13 protein-coding genes are annotated in these 16717 nt (G+C 73.7%); 5 read left to right on the top strand and 8 right to left on the bottom strand.

Annotation, left to right across the window (positions count from 1 at the left end):
• Both mutM and ACLQ21_RS10885 read left to right on the top strand, forming a co-directional pair.
• A complete protein-coding gene (gene mutM, locus ACLQ21_RS10890; RefSeq protein ID WP_425663593.1) occupies window positions 1–897 on the top strand; it encodes a bifunctional DNA-formamidopyrimidine glycosylase/DNA-(apurinic or apyrimidinic site) lyase in 897 nt (298 codons plus the stop codon).
• Between the two features lie 21 nt (window positions 898–918).
• The gene (locus ACLQ21_RS10885; protein WP_425663591.1) at window positions 919–1548 is read left to right on the top strand and encodes a DUF2461 domain-containing protein; all 630 of its coding nucleotides are present in this window, start codon (window positions 919–921) and stop codon (window positions 1546–1548) included.
• 220 nt (window positions 1549–1768) lie between these two features.
• On the opposite strand, the gene ACLQ21_RS10880 is transcribed toward ACLQ21_RS10885, so the two are convergent.
• From ACLQ21_RS10880 to ACLQ21_RS10865, 4 genes are read right to left on the bottom strand one after another with little or no spacing between them, the layout of a single operon-like run.
• A complete protein-coding gene (locus ACLQ21_RS10880; protein ID WP_425663589.1) occupies window positions 1769–3178 on the bottom strand; it encodes an aldehyde dehydrogenase family protein in 1410 nt (469 codons plus the stop codon).
• Window positions 3175–4329: a GNAT family N-acetyltransferase gene (locus ACLQ21_RS10875; protein WP_425663587.1), complete on the bottom strand. Its 1155-nt coding sequence runs from the start codon at window positions 4327–4329 to the stop codon at window positions 3175–3177. Before ACLQ21_RS10875 ends, ACLQ21_RS10880 begins: the two co-directional genes overlap by 4 nt.
• The gene (locus tag ACLQ21_RS10870; protein ID WP_425663585.1) at window positions 4326–5411 is read right to left on the bottom strand and encodes a GNAT family N-acetyltransferase; all 1086 of its coding nucleotides are present in this window, start codon (window positions 5409–5411) and stop codon (window positions 4326–4328) included. Before ACLQ21_RS10870 ends, ACLQ21_RS10875 begins: the two co-directional genes overlap by 4 nt.
• Window positions 5408–6502, bottom strand: a complete 1095-nt coding sequence (locus ACLQ21_RS10865; protein WP_425663583.1) for a hypothetical protein — start codon at window positions 6500–6502, stop codon at window positions 5408–5410. Before ACLQ21_RS10865 ends, ACLQ21_RS10870 begins: the two co-directional genes overlap by 4 nt.
• A 107-nt stretch (window positions 6503–6609) precedes the next feature.
• On the opposite strand from ACLQ21_RS10865, the gene smc reads away from it, so the two are divergent.
• Window positions 6610–10092, top strand: coding sequence for a chromosome segregation protein SMC (gene smc / locus ACLQ21_RS10860; RefSeq protein WP_425663581.1), 3483 nt, complete (start codon window positions 6610–6612; stop codon window positions 10090–10092).
• Window positions 10093–10299: 207 nt separating this feature from the next.
• Here the strand turns inward: smc and ACLQ21_RS10855 are convergent, their stop codons facing one another.
• The gene (locus ACLQ21_RS10855; RefSeq protein WP_425663579.1) at window positions 10300–10974 is read right to left on the bottom strand and encodes a hypothetical protein; all 675 of its coding nucleotides are present in this window, start codon (window positions 10972–10974) and stop codon (window positions 10300–10302) included.
• Between the two features lie 220 nt (window positions 10975–11194).
• Here ACLQ21_RS10855 and ACLQ21_RS10850 point away from each other — a divergent pair, with 220 nt between their 5' ends.
• Window positions 11195–11923 (top strand): arginase family protein, encoded by a 729-nt coding sequence (locus ACLQ21_RS10850; protein WP_425663578.1) that lies wholly within the window; start codon window positions 11195–11197, stop codon window positions 11921–11923.
• Window positions 11924–11926: 3 nt separating this feature from the next.
• Here ACLQ21_RS10850 and ACLQ21_RS10845 read toward each other — a convergent pair whose 3' ends face one another.
• On the bottom strand, window positions 11927–13294 hold the full coding sequence (locus tag ACLQ21_RS10845; RefSeq protein WP_425663576.1) for an FAD-binding oxidoreductase: 1368 nt from the start codon (window positions 13292–13294) through the stop codon (window positions 11927–11929).
• Window positions 13295–13368: 74 nt separating this feature from the next.
• Here ACLQ21_RS10845 and ACLQ21_RS10840 point away from each other — a divergent pair, with 74 nt between their 5' ends.
• The gene (locus tag ACLQ21_RS10840) at window positions 13369–14484 is read left to right on the top strand and encodes a class I SAM-dependent methyltransferase (RefSeq protein WP_425663574.1); all 1116 of its coding nucleotides are present in this window, start codon (window positions 13369–13371) and stop codon (window positions 14482–14484) included.
• Window positions 14485–14505: 21 nt separating this feature from the next.
• On the opposite strand, the gene ACLQ21_RS10835 is transcribed toward ACLQ21_RS10840, so the two are convergent.
• Both ACLQ21_RS10835 and ACLQ21_RS10830 read right to left on the bottom strand, forming a co-directional pair.
• Entirely contained in the window at window positions 14506–15324 is an 819-nt protein-coding gene (locus ACLQ21_RS10835) for a DNA-3-methyladenine glycosylase family protein (protein WP_425663572.1), read from the bottom strand.
• A gap of 4 nt (window positions 15325–15328) precedes the next feature.
• On the bottom strand, window positions 15329–16600 hold the full coding sequence (locus tag ACLQ21_RS10830) for a TerC family protein (RefSeq protein WP_425663570.1): 1272 nt from the start codon (window positions 16598–16600) through the stop codon (window positions 15329–15331).
• Window positions 16601–16717 lie beyond the last annotated feature (117 nt).

The following is a 16717-nucleotide window of genomic DNA, read 5'->3' as shown; positions in this document are numbered from 1 at the left end:
GTGCCGGAGCTGCCAGAGGTCGAGGTGGTCCGCGCCGGCCTCGCCCCCGCCGTCACCGGCGCCCGCATCGAGCGCGTCGAGGTGCTCGACGCGCGATCGCTCTCACGCCACGCCGGCGGGCCCGACGACTTCGAGGCGGCGCTCGTCGGCCGCACGCTCGGCGCGCCCGCTCGGCGCGGCAAGTTCCTGTGGGTGCCGCTCGATGAAGAGACGGATGCCCACGGCGCGCGAGTGCGCCCTCCGGATGCGCTGCTCGCGCATCTGGGGATGTCCGGTCAGGTGCTCGTGCGGGAGCCCGGCGCTCCCTCCGACCGCCACACGCGCATCCGCCTGCTGCTGGAGCTTCCGGGGCACGGCCCCATCGAGGTGCGCTTCGCCGACCAGCGGCTCTTCGGCGGCCTCGCCGTGCGGCCGACCGTCGACGGGGTGCCTGACCAGGCCGCGCACATCGCGCTCGATCCGATCGACGCGGCCTTCGACGCATCCGCCGTCGCCCGGCGGCTGCGGATGCGCCGCCAGGGTGTGAAGGCGGCGCTGCTCGACCAGACGCTCGTGTCTGGCATCGGCAACATCTACGCCGACGAGGCGCTGTGGCGCAGCAGGCTGCACTACGCGACGCCGGGGGAGCGGCTCACGCAGGCGAGGGCGCTCGCGCTGCTCGCCGACGTGCGCGACGTGCTCGACCTCGCGCTCGCGGAGGGCGGCACGTCGTTCGACGCGCAGTACGTGAACGTCAACGGCCAGGCCGGCTACTTCGCGCACAGCCTGAACGCGTACGGGCGGGGCGGGCAGCCGTGCCCGCGCTGCGGCGCGACGATGGTGCGCGAACCGTGGGCGAACCGCTCGTCGACGCGGTGCCCGCGGTGCCAGCGGCGGCCGCGGGGCATCGCGGTCTGACGGTCGTCGTAGGCTCGAGGGATGGCGTTCGACGGATTCGGTGACGATGCGTTCGCGTTCTACCGCGAGCTGGAGACCAACAACGAGAAGCCGTGGTGGCTCGCGAACAAGCAGCGCTACGAGACCCAGGTGCGGGCGCCGTTCGAGGCGCTCGCCGAGGAGCTCGAGCCGATCGCGAGCACCGTCAAGCTCTACCGGCCCTACCGCGACGTGCGCTTCGCCCACGACAAGACCCCGTACAAGACGCGCCAGGGGCTCTTCGCGCAGCGCGCGCCCGGCATCGGCTGGTTCGTGAACCTCGACGCGACGGGCGTCTCGCTCGGCGGCGGGTTCTTCGGGGATGCGACGTTCACGAAGGCGTATCGGGCGGCCGTCGAGGCGGTCGCGCCCGGCACGGAGCTGGAGGGCATCGTCGCCGAGCTGCGGGAGGCGGGCTACGAGACGGGTGGTGAGGCGCTCAAGACGGCGCCGCGCGGTGTCGACCCGCAGCATCCACGTATCGAGCTGCTGCGCTACAAGTGGCTCACCGCGCGGCGGCACGTCGAGCCGGGCGATGCCGGTCCCGGCCTGCTCGACGCGCTCTTCGACACGGTCGACGACCTGCAGCCGCTCGTGCGGTGGGCGGCGAAGCACGTGGCGCCGAAGCGGTAGATCTCGATACGCGGCCTGCGGCCGCGAGCTACTCGACGAGCGGGAGGGCTGCAGCCGGCCGCCCTCCCGCTCGTCGAGTAGCTGCCGGCGGAGCCGGCCGCGTATCGAGACGAAATACGCTGGCGTCGAGCGGGCGTGATCTCGATACGCGGCCTGCGGCAGCTACTCGATCAGCGGGTTGAGGCTGCCTGCGGCAGCTACTCGATGAGCGTGATCCGGGTCAGCCCAGGATGCGCTTCGCGATGCGGCCGCGCAGCTCGGTGAACGGCGGGTAGATCACGCGCAGCGTGTCGAGCGACGTCGACTTCGAGAGCACCGCCTTGCGGTGGCTGAACGCCTCGAAGGAGTGGCGCCCGTGGTACGCGCCGGATCCGCTCTCGCCGACGCCGCCGAACGGCAGCCCGGCCGCGCCGACCTGCGCGACCGCGACGTTGATGCCGAGGCCGCCCGACGACGTCTCCCGCTCGACGCGCCGCACCGCATCCCGGTCGCGCGCGAACACGTAGAGGGCGAGCGGCTTGTCGCGGCCGCGCATCGCGCCGATGAAGCCGTCGACGCCGTCGACCGGCAGCACCGGCAGGATCGGGCCGAAGATCTCCTCCTGCATGACCGGTGCCGCCTCGTCGACGTCGGTGAGGATGGTCGGGGCCACGTAGCGCGTGTCGGCGTCGACGTCGCCGCCGGTGACGACCGTGCTGCCGCCCAGCAGCCCGCGCAGCCGCTCGACGTGCCCGTCGTTGATGATGCGGGCGAAGTCCGGCGAGGTGCGGGCGTCGCCGAGCTGTTCGGCGGTCGCGATGCGCAGCTGCTCGACGAGCTCGTCGGCGACCTCCCGGTCGACGCGGATGTGGTCGGGAGCCACGCACGTCTGGCCCGCGTTGATCCACTTGCCCCACGCGATGCGCCGAGCGGCCGCGGGGATGTCGGCGGAGCGGTGCACGTAGACGGGGCTCTTGCCGCCCAGCTCGAGCACGGTCGGGGTCAGGTGCTTCGCGGCGGCCGCTGCGACGACCCGCGCGACCCGGGCGTTGCCGGTGTAGAAGATGAGGTCCCAGCGCTGCTCGAGGAGCGCCGTCGTCTCGGCGACACCGCCCTCGACGATCCGCACCGAGCGCGGGTCGAGATGCGCGGGCGCGAGCTGCGCGAGCAGCCGCGACGTGGCCGGCGCGACCTCGCTCGGCTTCACGACGGCCGCGTTGCCGGCGGCGATCGCGCCCACGAGCGGCGCGAGCGCGAGGTGCAGCGGGTAGTTCCACGGCGCGATGATGAGCGTCGCGCCGAGCGGTTCGGGGACCGAGCGCGCCGCCGCGGGCTGCAGCGCGAGCGGCGCGGCGACGCGCGTGGGCGCCATCCAGCGGCGCAGGCTCCGCTTCGCCGCGCGCGCCTCGGCGACGACGAAGCCGATCTCGGTCAGGTGCGCCTCGATCTCGCTCTTGCCGAGGTCGGCCTTCAGCGCCGCCTCCCAGAGCGACGCGTGCTGGAGCAGCATCGCGACGAGCCCGTCGAGCTGCTGCTCGCGGTACGCGCGCGGCCGCGTGAGCCCGCTGTCGACGGCCCCGCGCAGCTCGGCGGCGATGCCGTCGACGGATGCGGTGGGCTCGGGCGCGGTGGCGGCGATGGGGTCGGTCATGCCCCCATGCTGTCAGCGCTTGCTGTGCCTTCCGCCCGCCCCGACACCCGCTTCTGCCAGCCACCCTCCGCGCCGACGGGCCTGAAGCCGAGCGCCTCGTTCACCGCGAGCATCGGGCGGTTCTCCTCGGCGTTCCAGGTGACGACGCGCGAGCGGTCGGGGTGCAGTCGCCCGAGCTGCAGCAGGTTCTCGGCCTTCACGAGCATGCCCAGACGGTGTCCGCGGTGCTCGGCGTGCACGAGCGTGTCCTCCTGGATGGCCGGCCGCCCCTGATCCGGCACGAGCAGCACGGTGAACGCGACCACCTCGCCCGACTCGCGGTGCACCGCCACGGCCTGCAGGATGTCGTGCCCGGCCGCTTCGAGCTCGCGCTCCACGCGCTCGAGCCGCGCCGCATCCCAGCGCTCGTCGTCGATGTCGAGGCCCGCGCTCGGCACGTCGGTCGCCATGCGGGCGTGGAGGGCCGCCATCCCGTCGCGCAGCTCCGGCGGCGTGCGACCCGACCACGAGCGCACCTCGTAGGCGTCGCCCGCGTGCCGCAGCGCATCCGCCCGGTGCTGCTCGAGCGTCGTGCGCGCCGCGACCACGTCGAGCTCCGAGATGCGATCGACCTGCTCGAGCGTGTAGCCGGCCGCGACCGCGAGCCGAGCGGCCGCGTCTGCCGCGACGGCGCCGTGGCCGCTCGCCGGCGCGATGCCGGCATCGCCCTCGACCGGGGCGTGGTGGTCGGCCCAGGCCTGCAGCGTCGTCGCGCCGAGCTCGATCGCCACCCGCTCGATGTGCTCGGCGATCGCCCGGCCGAGCCCGCGGCCGCGCGCCTCGGGTACGACCCACGCCGAGACGTAGGCGACGGACGAGCCCTCCTCCGTGTTGAGTGCTGCGACCGCTCGGCCGACGTCGCGCCCGTCCTCGACGACGAGGAACCGGCGCACGATCTCGTCCTCCTGGTGCCGCATGCTCGCGACGATCTCGTCGACCGTCGTGTCGTGCGAGTCGTCGCCCCAGAACTCCTGCGTGACCTTGTTGGCGGTCGCGACGTAGCGCGCGATGAGCGAGAGCGCGGGCTCGTCGAAGTCGTCGGCGGGCGCCCCGAGCTCGATGTACTCGACGGCGGCCGACGTGCCCGCGTCGGGCGTGCCTGCGTCGGTCACGATCCCTCCTCCGACCGCTGCCAGACGCCCTCGCTGCGGATCGCGACGAAGCCGAGCGCCTCGTTCACCGCCAGCATGGGGCGGTTCTCCTCGGCGTTCCAGGTGCGGACGACGCTCTCGGGCTCGAGCTCGGCGAGGGCGAGCAGGTTGGCCGCCTTCACGAGCATGCCGAGGCGGTGCCCGCGGTGCTCGGCGTGCACGAGCGTGTCGTGCTGGTACCAAGGGGCGCCGCCGCCCGAGCCGACGAGGGTCGTGAAGGCCACGACCCGCTCGTCGGATGCGTCGACCGCGACGGCGCGCAGCACGCTGCGGCCACCCTCGATCTGGCTCGACTCGTAGCGGCGCAAGCGCTCGGCGTCCCAGACCTCCGGCTCGTGCGCGAGTGCGGCGGAGGGGGCGTCGATCGACATGCGCGCGTGCAGGGCCGCGAGGGATGCCGCACGGGTGTCGGGCGTGCGACCCTGCCACGTCTCGACGCGGTAGCGCGGCATCGCGTGCGACTCGGCGCCGGCGAGGTGCGTCCGCAGGGCCGGCCGCGCGTCGCGCAGCCGGAGCTCGCTCATGCGCTCGACCTGCTCGAGCCCGAAGCCCAGCCGCCGCAGCAGCCGCACCTGGGGCGAGCCGGCCGGCACGGCGCCGAAGCCCGTGGGCGGCGCGATGATCGGCCCGGGGGCCGCGTGGTGGCCCACCCACGCCTGGAACGTCGTCGCGCCCCGAGCGCGCATCCGCCGCATGAGGTCGTCGGCGAGCGCCGTGCCGACGCCGCGGCCGCGCGCGCCGGGCAGCACCATGACGTCGATCTCGGCGATCGTCGTCGCCTCGAGCAGGCCGCGCGACGCGTAGCCGCGGCCGACCGGCTCCCCGTCGAGGAGCGCGATGGTGCGCAGGTCGTCGCTCTCGCCGACGTTGGCGTGCCACTGCGCCCACGCCTCGCGGTACGTGAACGCGTGGCTCTCGTCGCCGCCCCACGCGTCGGCGACGACCGCGTTGCGCACGTCGACGAGGGTGCGCAGCAGCCGCGCGCCCTCGCTGTCGTCGTCCCACGCATCCGGGACCGGCACGTCGACGATCTCGATCGTCATCGCGGCTCCTTCCACTGCCACTGCGCCTCGTAGGCCACCGGTCGGAACCCGGTCGCCTCGTTCACCGACAGCATGGGCCGATTCTCTTCGGCATTCCAGGTCACGACTCGCACGAGCTCCGGCCGCACCTCGCGCAGCCGCACGAGGTTGTCGAGCTTCATGCGCATGCCCAGGCCATGGCCGCGGTGCGGCTTGGTGACGAGCGTGTCGTGCTGACGGGCCGTCGAGCCGGTGAGCGGCAGGATCAGCGCCGAGAAGCCGCCGAGCTCGCCGGTGGAGCGCTCGCGCGCCGCGACCGTCAGCAGCACCCGGCCGCCCGCCTGCGCGGTGCGCTCGAACTCCGCGAGCCGCGCGTCGTCCCACACCTCCGGCTCCCACGCGAGGCCGCCGACCGGCGCGTCGGTCGACATGCGCTCGTGGAGGGTGCGCATCGCCTCGCGGTGCTCCGGCGGGGTGTCGCCCATCCAGCGCACGAGGTCGTAGCCGCCCGACTGCGCCTCGGCGGCGGCGAGCCGGTCGTCGAGGTCGGGGAGGTCGGCGAGCTCCGCGACGCTCACCCGGTAGACCTGCTCGAGCGCGTAGCCGCGGCCGACGAGCGGCGCGACCTCCGGATGCGCGGGGTCGGCCCCGCCGAATCCGCTGCGGGCGGTCACTGGCCCCGTGGCGGCGCCCACCGTGGCCATGATCACGGTCGAGCGACCGGCGCGTGCTGACTCCTCGTGCGCGCGAGCGGCGAGCAGCTCGGCGAGCTCGAGCTGCTCGTCGGCGCCGAGGTCGCTCGAGAGCTCTGGCTGCGCCTCGACCACGTCGGTCGAGTCGAGCAGGTTCGAGTAGAGCGTCAGGATCCCCACCAGCCGATCGCCGTCCCACGCGTGGAGGCGGTCGATGCGGTAGTCGGCGTTCGGCTGCAACGAGGCGAGCAGCTCGACCGGCGTGTTCACGTAGAGGCCCTCGCCGTAGCGCTCGGCGTTGCTGCGCTCGTTGAAGGCGAAGGCGGTGCGGAACTCGTCACCGGCGGGACCGGGCTCGTCCGGATGCGCGGGGAGCGCCATGGGGCGGATGTCGATCTGCATGGAGGCTCTGCCGCTCACCCCGGCACCGTGCCGGCGGGCAGCCCTGCAGACTAGCGCCGCGCGCGCCGCCCGCACAACGCGCGATCGCGCGGCTACGGTGTCCTGAGCACCGACCCGGGAGCCGCATGCACCTCAAGACCCTCACCGTCAAGGGCTTCAAGTCGTTCGCGCGCGCCACGACGTTCCAGTTCGAGCCGGGCGTCACGTGCGTCGTCGGCCCGAACGGCTCCGGCAAGTCGAACGTCGTCGACGCGCTCGCGTGGGTGATGGGGGAGCAGGGCGCGAAGACGCTGCGCGGCGGCAAGATGGAGGACGTCATCTTCGCCGGCACGGCCACGACCGGCCCGCTCGGCCGAGCGCACGTCGAGCTGACGATCGACAACAGCGACGGCGCGCTCCCGATCGAGTACGCCGAGGTGCAGATCTCGCGCACGCTCTTCCGCAACGGCGGCTCCGAGTACGCGATCAACGGGGAGTCGTGCCGGCTGCTCGACGTGCAGGAGCTGCTGAGCGACTCGGGGCTCGGCCGTGAGATGCACGTCATCGTCGGCCAGGGCCAGCTCGACAACGTGCTGCAGGCGACGCCCGCCGACCGCCGCGGCTACATCGAGGAGGCCGCGGGCATCCTCAAGCACCGCCGCCGCAAGGAGAAGACGCTCCGCAAGCTCGACGCCATGCAGGCGAACCTCACGCGGCTCCAGGACCTCACCGGCGAGATCCGGCGCCAGCTCAAGCCGCTCGGTCAGCAGGCCGAGATCGCGAAGGAGGCCGCCACCATCCAGGCGACCGTGCGCGACGCCCGCGCGCGGCTCATCGCCGACGAGGTCATCGGCCTGCGGCAGCAGCTCGACGCGGCGGCGCGCTCGGAGTCGGAGCGGAAGTCGGAGCGGATCGTGCTGCAGGAGCAGCTCGAGCAGGCCAAGCTGCGCGCGGGCCGCATCGAGGAGTCGATGGTCGGCGACGACGTCGATCGCGCGCGCACCGTGGCGCACGCCCTGGAGCGGGAGCTCTCGCGGCTGCAGTCGCTCCACGCGCTCGCCGGGCAGCGGCTCGCGCTGCTCGAGGAGGCGCCGGAGGTCGGCGACGCCGCACCGCTCATCACCCCCGACATGGTGCAGGCAGCCCGCGACGAGGCGGCAGCGCTCGGCGCCAGGGTGGCGGATGCGGAGGGTCGCCTCGGCAAGGCCGCCTCGGCGACCGCGCTGGCCCGCGCGGGCCTCGACTCGCTCGACGAGGAGATCGCAGCGCAGGCGGCGCTCGTCTCGCGCCACGACCTCGAGGCCGCGGCGCACCGCTCGAAGGTCGAGGTCGCGCAGTCGACGCTCGCCGCCCGCGAGGCGGAGGTCGCGCGGCGAGAGACCGCCCTCGCGAACGCCGAGCAGCGGCTCGCCGAGGCGCAGCGCGCGGCGGCGGAGCTCGGCGACGAGCAGACCGAGGGCGACGCGGAGTCGCTCGCCCAGCACTACCGCGACGCCGACGACCGGCAGGCGGCCCTCTCCGCGAGCCTCGACGAGCGGCGGGATGCGCTGCACGCGGTCGAGCGGGAGCGGGACGCGCTCGCCGCCCGCACGTCGGCCCTCACCGCCGCGCTCGCGACGGCCAACGCATCCGCCGGGCTCGTCGACGCGGGGATCCCCGGCCTCGGCGGCCTGGTGGCCGAGCACGTCAAGGTGAAGAAGGGCTTCGAGGCGGCGATCGCCGCGGCGCTCGGCACGCTCGGCGAGGCCGTGCTCGCCGACTCGCGCGAGGCGGCGGCCGCTGCGATCGAGCACGCCCACGAAGCCGGGCTCGGCCGCATCGAGGCCGTCATCGGCGACGCCGTCCCCATGCGGCCCGAGGTCGCGAAGGTCGCGGGCGCCGTGCACGCGCCATCGGTCGTCGACGCGCCGGCAGGCGTGCTCGGCGTGCTCGCGTTCACGTTCGTCGTCGATTCGCTCGACGCGGCACGGCAGGCGGGACCTGCGATCGCGGCGCTCGAGCTCGATGCGCCGGTCACGATCGTCACGAGGCGCGGCGACTATGTGAGCGAGTACCTGATGCGCGGCGGCAGCGACGACGCGCAGTCCCGGCTCGAGCTGCTCGCCGAGCGGGATGCGGCGACCGAGCGGCTCGACGAGCTCTCCACTGCGATCGAGCGGGAGGCCGGCGCGCTCGAGGACGCGCGCCAGGCCCACCAGCAGGCGAAGCGCGATGCGCAGGCCGCGCTCGACGAGCTGCGCGCGCACGACGCCGCATCCGCCGCTCGCGGCGAGCAGCGCAGTCGCGCCCGCGCACGGCTCGAGTCGGCGACGGGCGAGCACCAGCGCGCCGAGGCAGCGCTCGGCGAGGCGAGGCAGGGCATCCGCGAAGCCGCCGAGGGTGTCGAGGCCGCGACGCTCGCGCTCGAGCGCTTCGAGGCGAAGCCGCGGCCGATGCTCGACGCCTCCGCCCGCGAGGGCATGCTCGCCGAGCTGGAGGCGGCGCGCACCGCCGAGACCGACCTGCGCATCGAGCTCGAGACGGCGAGGGAGCGCGTGCGCGCCGAGCTCGCGCGCGCCGCGTCGCTCGAGCGCGACGTCGAGGCCCAGCGCGCCCGCGCCGAGGAGGCGGCCCGCCGCGCCGTGCTGCGCGAGCGGCAGCGGGAGCAGGCGTCGCGCGTGCTCGAGGCGATCCCGCCCGTGCTCGGCGTCGCCGAGCGCTCTGTCGCGGACGCCCGGCAGATGCTCGCCGAGCGGGAGGCCGCCCGCCGCGACCGCAACGAGGAGCTCGGCCGGCTGCGCCGCGACGAGGCGAGCCTCCGCGAACGGCTGCAGGTCATCACCGAGCACGTGCACGTCGCCGAGATGGAGGCCTACGAGCAGCGCCTGCACCTGTCGAACCTGCTCGAGCGCGCCGGCAGCGAGCTCGGACTCACGGAGGCGGTCCTTGTCGCCGAGCACGCGCCCGAGGACGGCTGGGAGCGCAAGGCGGAGCAGGCGCGGCTGCAGGAGGCGGAGCGCAAGCTCGCGCGCCTCGGTCGCGTCAACCCGCTCGCGCTCGAGGAGTTCGCGGCGCTCGAGCAGCGGCACACGTTCCTCACCGAGCAGCTCGCCGACCTCGCGAGCACCCGCAAGGATCTCGAGCAGATCATCGCCGACCTCGATGTGACGATGGAGCAGATCTTCGCCGCCGCGTTCGAGGACACGAAGGCGGCGTTCACCGAGGTGTTCCCGATCCTCTTCCCGGGCGGCTCCGGTGCGCTCGCGCTCACGGACCCCGAGAACATGCTCGAGACGGGCATCGAGGTGACGGTGCGGCCGGCGGGCAAGAAGATCGACCGCATCTCGCTGCTCTCCGGCGGCGAGCGCTCGCTCGCCGCGGTCGCGCTCATGGTCGCGATCTTCAAGGCGCGGCCCAGCCCGTTCTACATCATGGACGAGGTCGAGGCCGCGCTCGACGACGCGAACCTCGGTCGCCTGCTGACGGTCTTCGAGCAGCTGCGCGAGGCGAGCCAGCTCATCATCATCACGCACCAGAAGCGCACGATGGAGATCGCGGATGCGCTCTACGGCGTCTCGATGCGGCAGGACGGCGTCTCGGCGGTCGTCGGGCAGCGCACGACCCGCGAGCGGGAGCGCGTCGACGCATGAGGCCCCGGTGGCCCGCGTAGGGCCCGTGGGCTCCGCGTAGGGCCCGCCGACTGGCGGTACCGAACTGCGGGTCGCGACCCGCGGCATCCGCGGTTCGGTGCAGGTCCCTCGCGGCCGCCTCGCATTGCCGTACTGACCTGCGGGTCGCGGCCGTGAGCACCCGCAAACCCGTACCGGTACGTCGCGACCGCCTCGCGGTCCGGGCAGCTAGCGCAGCGCCGGCACGACGAACGCGACGCCGGTGCCGTAGATGTCATCGAGCGCCGCCTGCACCGAGCCGTCGTCGTAGGTGACGTTCAGCACAAGGGTGCCGTTCTCCGACCAGCTGCCCAGGATGTCCGGTCGTTCAAGCATCAGCGGCTCGAGGTCGTCCTGGATCGCCGAGACCGTGGCCTCGTCGAGATCGCCCTGCGGCGTCTCGATCGCAGGCAGCTGGATCGCAGCGGCGCTCATCGGCTCGCCGGTCGCCGTGAACGTCTGCGCGGCTGCGTCGTACGTGCCCTCGATCGCGACGCCTTGAGTCCACCGCACGCCGCCTGAGTCCTGGTGCTCGAACGCTGCCCAGTCCCAGCCGATCAGCTCCATGCCCGCGCACTGCGGCGGCGCCGACTCGGCGACGAAGCCGACGCACAGCGTGGGGGCGCCATCCTGCTCCAGCACCGTGCCGATGGCGAGCACGGGCTCGGTGGCGCTCGGCATCGGCAGGTCGGCGAGCTTTTCCCGGGCGTCGTCGCCCGTGCCGACAGGCGCGGCGGGAGCTGTCGGGGAGTCGGATGCGCCGGGCGAGACGGGCGCGTCGGGCGCCGATCCGGCGCTCGCGCAACCGGCGAGCGCGAACGTGAGCACGGCGGCCGCGATGCCGCCGACGATGATGCTTCTCATGGCATCACGGTAGGTCGGCGGCGCGAGAAGCACATCCCAACCTTCTCCGCGACTCGATCGTCCGGCCAGCGCGGTTCCGGCGCCTCGGGCGAGGCGATCTGCGCGGCTGCGTCACGCGCGGAGGTGCGATCCGCGCTCACGCGGCTCGGCACCTCCGTCAGTGGTCTCCTCCGGGAGATCCCGGCTTCCTGACTTCGCCTCAGTTCGCTAGCGTCGCGGCATGACTGTGATCGTGTCGCCCTTCCACCTCGACGAGCGACTCGCCGGACCATGGCCGCTGCAGGCGGACGCGACGGTTGATCCGGTGCTGTCCGAGGGGAGCCCGTGGGAGCGGATGGCCGTCATCGCGACCGCGCTCAGGGATGCCGTCGCGGACGTCGCGCGGGCCGGCACTGTGCCGATCGTGCTCTCGGGCGATTGCGTGGCGTCGCTCGCGGTCGTCGCGGGCATCCAGGCGGCCGGGGTCGAGCCGTCGCTCGTGTGGCTCGACGCGCACGGCGACGTGCAGTCACCCGAGACGAGCGCTTCCGGCTACCTGGGCGGCATGCCGATCCGCCAGCTCGTCGGCGGCGCCAACCGCACCGTGCCCGACGCCGTCGGCCTGCGGCCGATCGACGAGGCGGACGTCGTGCTGCTCGACGGCCGCGATCTCGACCCGCCGGAGGCGGCCTTCCTCGCCGCCTCGCGCATCCGTCACCTGCCGCTGCAGCCGGTCGTGGTGCCGTGCCCCGTCGTGCTGCACGTCGACCTCGATGTCGTGGACGAGCAGGATGCGCCGGGCCTGCTGTTCCCGGTCGCGGACGGTCCGTCGCTCGACATGGTCGTGGCCGTGCTGCAGCAGCTCATCGAGCGCAACGACGTCGTCGCCATCAGCCTGGCGTGCACCACGTCGGAGCGCTCCGGACCGGCGGCGCGGCGCATCGCCGATCTGCTGGTGGCCGCCGACTGAGCGTCAGCGAGGCAGGCGCCCCTCGTGCAGCACGCCGTGGGGGTCGGCGGCGTCGCGGATGGCCCGCAGCCGCGCGAGGTCGTCGTCGGTCGCGCAGCGCTCGAGCGTGTCGTCCTCGCCGAGGAAGGTCGGCACCATCCGCTCCGACGCGTGCGGGCGCAGCAGCGCCTCGAGACCGGCGAGGCTCGCCGCGCCCGCCTCGGGCGGAGCACCCGGGAACATCGGCGCGAGCCCCATCGACAGCCACGACGCCCCCGCGAGCGTCGCGAAGCCCGGACGCCGGGGCGCGTCGAGCGCTCCGCCCAGCATGCGGAGCGTGACGCTCACGAGCGCCGCCTGCTCCGGCAGCGCCCGCCAGTCGAGCAGCTCGTCGATCACCCGGTCGGGCAGCGCCTCGAGCGCGATGGAGCCGCCGCGGCTGGGCGTCGGGTCCTCGGGCTCCATCGACATCGCCGCCATGGCGGCCTGCGTCGTCGCACCGAGCTGCTCCCGGATGGGCGTCGCAGCCGCGCGCACCGCATCGAGCGGCGCGAGGTCGGCCTCGGCGCGCGCGAGCACGTCGACGGTCGTGAAGCTGCGTCCGCGCACCTCCTCGGGCAGGAACGGCGCGTCGGGCATCCGCATGGTCGAGACGAACACGCCGAGCCCCTCTGGCGCATCCGCCGCCGCGTCGCGCACCGCGCGCAGGACCGCCGGCCCGTCGTCGGCCGAGAACATCAGTGACCCGCCGAAGAGCGTCGGCGCCTCGAGCAGGTCGACCTCGAGCTCGGTGACGATGCCGACGGTGCCGCCCGCTCCACGCAGCGCCCACATGGTGTCGGCGTCGGTCACGTCGTCGACACGCTCGTGCGTGCCATCCGGCCGCAGCATCCACACGGCCCGCAGCGACTGGGCGCCGAGCCCGGCGGAGCGGCTCAGCCACGAGTGGCCGCCGCTCAGCAGGTAGCCGGACGGGCTCACGACGCGGCTCGTGCCGCTCGGCACGGCAAGGCCCGTGCCCGCGAGCGCCTCGATCACCGTGCCCCACTGCACGCCGGCGCCGATGACGGCCGTGCGCGCATCCGTGTCGATCTCGACCCGGTCGAACGCGCGCGTGCGGGTCAGGATCGCGCCCTCGAGCGAGCTCGAGGCACCGTGCCCGTTGGGCTGCACGGCGACGGTCGCGCCGGCGTCGCGCGCGAAGGCCAGGATCGCGCGCAAGTCGTCGACGCCCTGCGGGTGCGCGATCGCGGCTGGTCGCTGGTCGACGGCGAGGTTCCACGGCGAGCGCTCGGCGTCGTAGTCGGCGTCATCCGGCGCGAGGAGGCGACCGCCGAGTCGGTCGGCGAGGGAACGGAGGGGGAGGTCGCGGTACCGCTGTTCCGTGGTCACGCGGGCGAACGTACTCCGAGCCGCCGACGGCCGCCAGGGGCGCCCGGAGACCTGTGGGATGGGAGGATCGAGGGGTGACGGATCGCGACGCGCTCTTCGCCGGCCTGCGCCGCTGGCCCGACGTCGAGGACCCGACGCTGCAGGCGCACGACGCGAGCGACGCGCTCATCCTCGATCAGGCCGTCGAGCCAGGGCGGATGCCCGCCGACGTCGTCGTCATCGGCGACCGGCACGGGGCGCTCACCCTCGGCGCGCTGCACGACGGCGCCGAGCGCGTGCGGGTGCATCAGGACTCGATCGTGGGGGAGCGGGCGCTCGACGCCAACGCCCGCGAGCTCGGCGTCGCCGGCTTCACGCACCACCCGCTCGACGCGTCGCTCGTCGAGGGTGCGCGGCTCGTGCTGCTGCAGCTGCCCCGCTCGCTCGATGAGCTCGACGAGATCGCGGAGCTCGTCGCGACCCACGCGGACGACCGCGTGCTGCTCGTCGCCGGCGGCCGCGTCAAGCACATGTCGATGAGCATGAACGCGCTGCTCGGCCGCAGCTTCCGCAGCGTGCACGCGACGCTGGGCTGGCGCAAGTCGCGCGTGCTCCGCGCCCAGGGTCCTCGACGGCCGGGCATCAGCTGGCCGCGCAGCCGCCGCCACGAAGTCGCGGGCGGGGAGCTGACGGTCGTCGCGCACGGCGGCGCCTTCGCGGGCACGTCGATCGACATCGGCGCGCAGACGCTGCTCGCACACCTCGACGCGATGCCGGATGCTCGCGAGGTGGTCGACCTCGCGTGCGGCACCGGCGTGATCGGCGTCGCGCTCGCGCTCGCCAGGCCGCACGCGCGGGTGCTCGCGACCGACGCCTCCGCCGCGGCGATCGCCTCGACGCGCGCGACGGCCGAGGCCAACGGCGTCGCCGACCGCGTGGTCGCCCGGCAGGCGGACGGCCTCGAGGACGTGCCCGATGCATCCGCCCCGCTCATCCTGCTCAACCCGCCCTTCCACATCGGCGCGGCCGTGCACACGGGCGTCGCGGAGCGGCTCATCGCCGACGCCGGCCGCGCGCTCGCGCGCGGCGGCGAGCTGTGGTGCGTCTGGAACAGCCACCTCGGCTACCGCCCGCTGCTCGAGCGGATCGGCGAGACGCGGCAGGTGTCGCGCAACGCGAAGTTCGTCGTCACCGCGACGCGGCGCCGCTGAGCCGATGCAGGCTGAGCCGGCTCAGGCCGCGGCGGCCCAGCAGCGCAGCATGAGCGCGGAGCGGTGCCCGGCGCAGTCGGCCGCGAACGCCGCGAGGTCCGCGACGCGGTCGCCGATGCCGAGCCGCCTGGCGCCCTTCCGCACCGCGACGTCGCCGAGCAGCAGCACGTCGGGGTCGCCGAGCCGCAGCGACAGGTAGCCGACCGTCCACGGCCCGATGCCCTTCAGCTCGAGCAGTCGAGCGCGCATGGCCTCGAGGTCGGTCGCGGGCCCGACGTCGATCGCGCCCTCCGCGACCGCCTCGGCGGCCCGCCGCACCGTCGCCGTCTTCGCCGCTGGGCCGCGGAGCACATCCGCGCCCTGCGCGACCTGCGCCATGGTCGGGAAGCAGCGCTCGACGCCGTCGCCGGCGAGCGCCTCGGGCAGCGGGTCGCCGAGCGCGGCGAGCAGCACGAGCTGCTGCGTTGCCGCGACCACGCTGATCTGCTGGCCGACGATCGCGCGCACGAGCATCTCGTGGGCGTCGGCGCAGCCGGGCTGCGCGAGCGCGGGGCGCTCAGCGATCGCGGTGGCGAGCGCCGGCACGTCGTGCCGGGCGGCTGCCCACGTGAGGCGGGCATCCGCCTCGGCGCGAGCATCCGCACCGCGCTCGCCGATGCGGTCGAGGTCGAACACGCGCGCGAGGTCGGGGTCCGCGGTCGTCGCGACATCGCCGGCGACGGCCGCCGTCGCGATGCGCGGGCCGGGCAGCGCCCGCCGATAGCCGTCGGGGAGCACGACCTCGACGCCCGGCACCGCGCGCGGCGCGAGCCACGCGAGGATGCCGGTCGCCCCGGTCACGCGGTCAGACGTTGCGGTCGCCGCGCTCGTCGAACTCGCGGCCCTCGCGGATCCGGCGACGGAGCTCCTCGAGGTCCGCGGGGTCCATGTCCTCGCGAGCGGCCTCGCGGACGACGTCCTCGGCGAAGTCGGCGACCGGCGCCTGCTTGCCCTTCGCGTCGACGACGGTGAGCGTGCCCTCGTCGCTGTGCTCGACGCGCAGCGGGCGGTAGAACGTCGTGCCGGTCGCGTCGACGATGTGGTAGTGCCCGTCGGCGCCCAGCTCGGCCTCGGACGGGCCGATGTGCAGCGACGCGTCACCGGTCTGCTTCGCGTCGATGCGCAGCTTGATGAGCGATGCGACGGTCGCGATGATCATCGAGGCGAGGATGACCACGAGCGAGTGCCACGTCTCGATGTGGGGCACCCAGGTGATCGGCTCGCCGCCGTTGATGAACGGCAGGTCGTTCTTCTCCATGGCGTGGAACACGAGCTTGACGCCGATGAAGCCGAGGATCGCGGCGATGCCGTAGTGCAGGTACACGAGCCGGTCGAGCAGGCCGCCCAGCAGGAAGTACAGCTGGCGGAGGCCCATGAGCGCGAAGATGTTGCACGCGAAGACCAGGAACGGATCGGTCGTGACGGAGAAGATCGCGGGGATCGAGTCGATCGCGAACAGCAGGTCGGTCGTGCCGAGCGCGATGATCACCAGCAGGAAGGGCGTGAAGTACGTGACGCCCTCCGAGCGGAGGCGGATCTTGCCACCGTTCCAGGTGTCGGTGACGTTCACCCGCTTCTTCAGCATCCGCACGGCGAAGTTGTCCTTCTCGCCCGCGTCGTCGTCGTGGCCGAAGGCCTGCTGCCATGCGACGTACACGAGGTAGGCGCCGAAGATGTAGAACAGCCACGAGAACGACTCGATGAGCTGCACGCCGACCACGATGAAGATGCCGCGCAGCACGATCGCGATCAGGATGCCGATCATCAGCACCCGCTGCTGCATCTCCTTCGGCACCGCGAAGCGGCTCAGGATGATGATGAAGACGAAGAGGTTGTCGATCGACAGCGAGTACTCGAGCAGCCAGCCGGTGACGAACTCGCCGGCCTTCTGCTGCTCGCCCGACACGAAGAGCACGCCGGCGAAGACGAGCGCGAGGCCGACGTAGAGGCCGACCCACGCGGTCGCCTCCTTCATCGAGGGCACGTGCGGCCGCTTGACGACGATGAGCAGGTCGAAGATCAGGATGGCGACGAGCAGCGCCATCGAGACGATCTCGAAGATCTGGTACGGGGTCAAGCGAAGGCCTTCCGGTGGGTGCGCGATCGGGCGCGAACGTCTCTCCCGCGCTGAACGCGCCGCCGCGACCGGGAGTGCAGCTTCGGACTCCGTGATGACGATCGCGGCGATCCGGGA

Source organism: Agrococcus sp. DT81.2, assembly GCF_049844935.1.
GTDB lineage: Bacteria > Actinomycetota > Actinomycetes > Actinomycetales > Microbacteriaceae > Agrococcus.
This window is presented reverse-complemented; position numbering and strand designations above follow the sequence as displayed.

Bases quoted from the DNA above. Each gene is read 5' to 3' on its own strand.
- ACLQ21_RS10850 (WP_425663578.1), top strand. From the start codon at position 11,195: ATGACTGTGATCGTGTCGCCCTTCCACCTCGACGAGCGACTCGCCGGA.
- ACLQ21_RS10885 (WP_425663591.1), top strand. From the start codon at position 919: ATGGCGTTCGACGGATTCGGTGACGATGCGTTCGCGTTCTACCGCGAG.
- ACLQ21_RS10880 (WP_425663589.1), bottom strand. From the start codon at position 3,178: ATGACCGACCCCATCGCCGCCACCGCGCCCGAGCCCACCGCATCCGTC.
- smc (WP_425663581.1), top strand. From the start codon at position 6,610: ATGCACCTCAAGACCCTCACCGTCAAGGGCTTCAAGTCGTTCGCGCGC.
- ACLQ21_RS10870 (WP_425663585.1), bottom strand. From the start codon at position 5,411: ATGACGATCGAGATCGTCGACGTGCCGGTCCCGGATGCGTGGGACGAC.
- ACLQ21_RS10855 (WP_425663579.1), bottom strand. From the start codon at position 10,974: ATGAGAAGCATCATCGTCGGCGGCATCGCGGCCGCCGTGCTCACGTTC.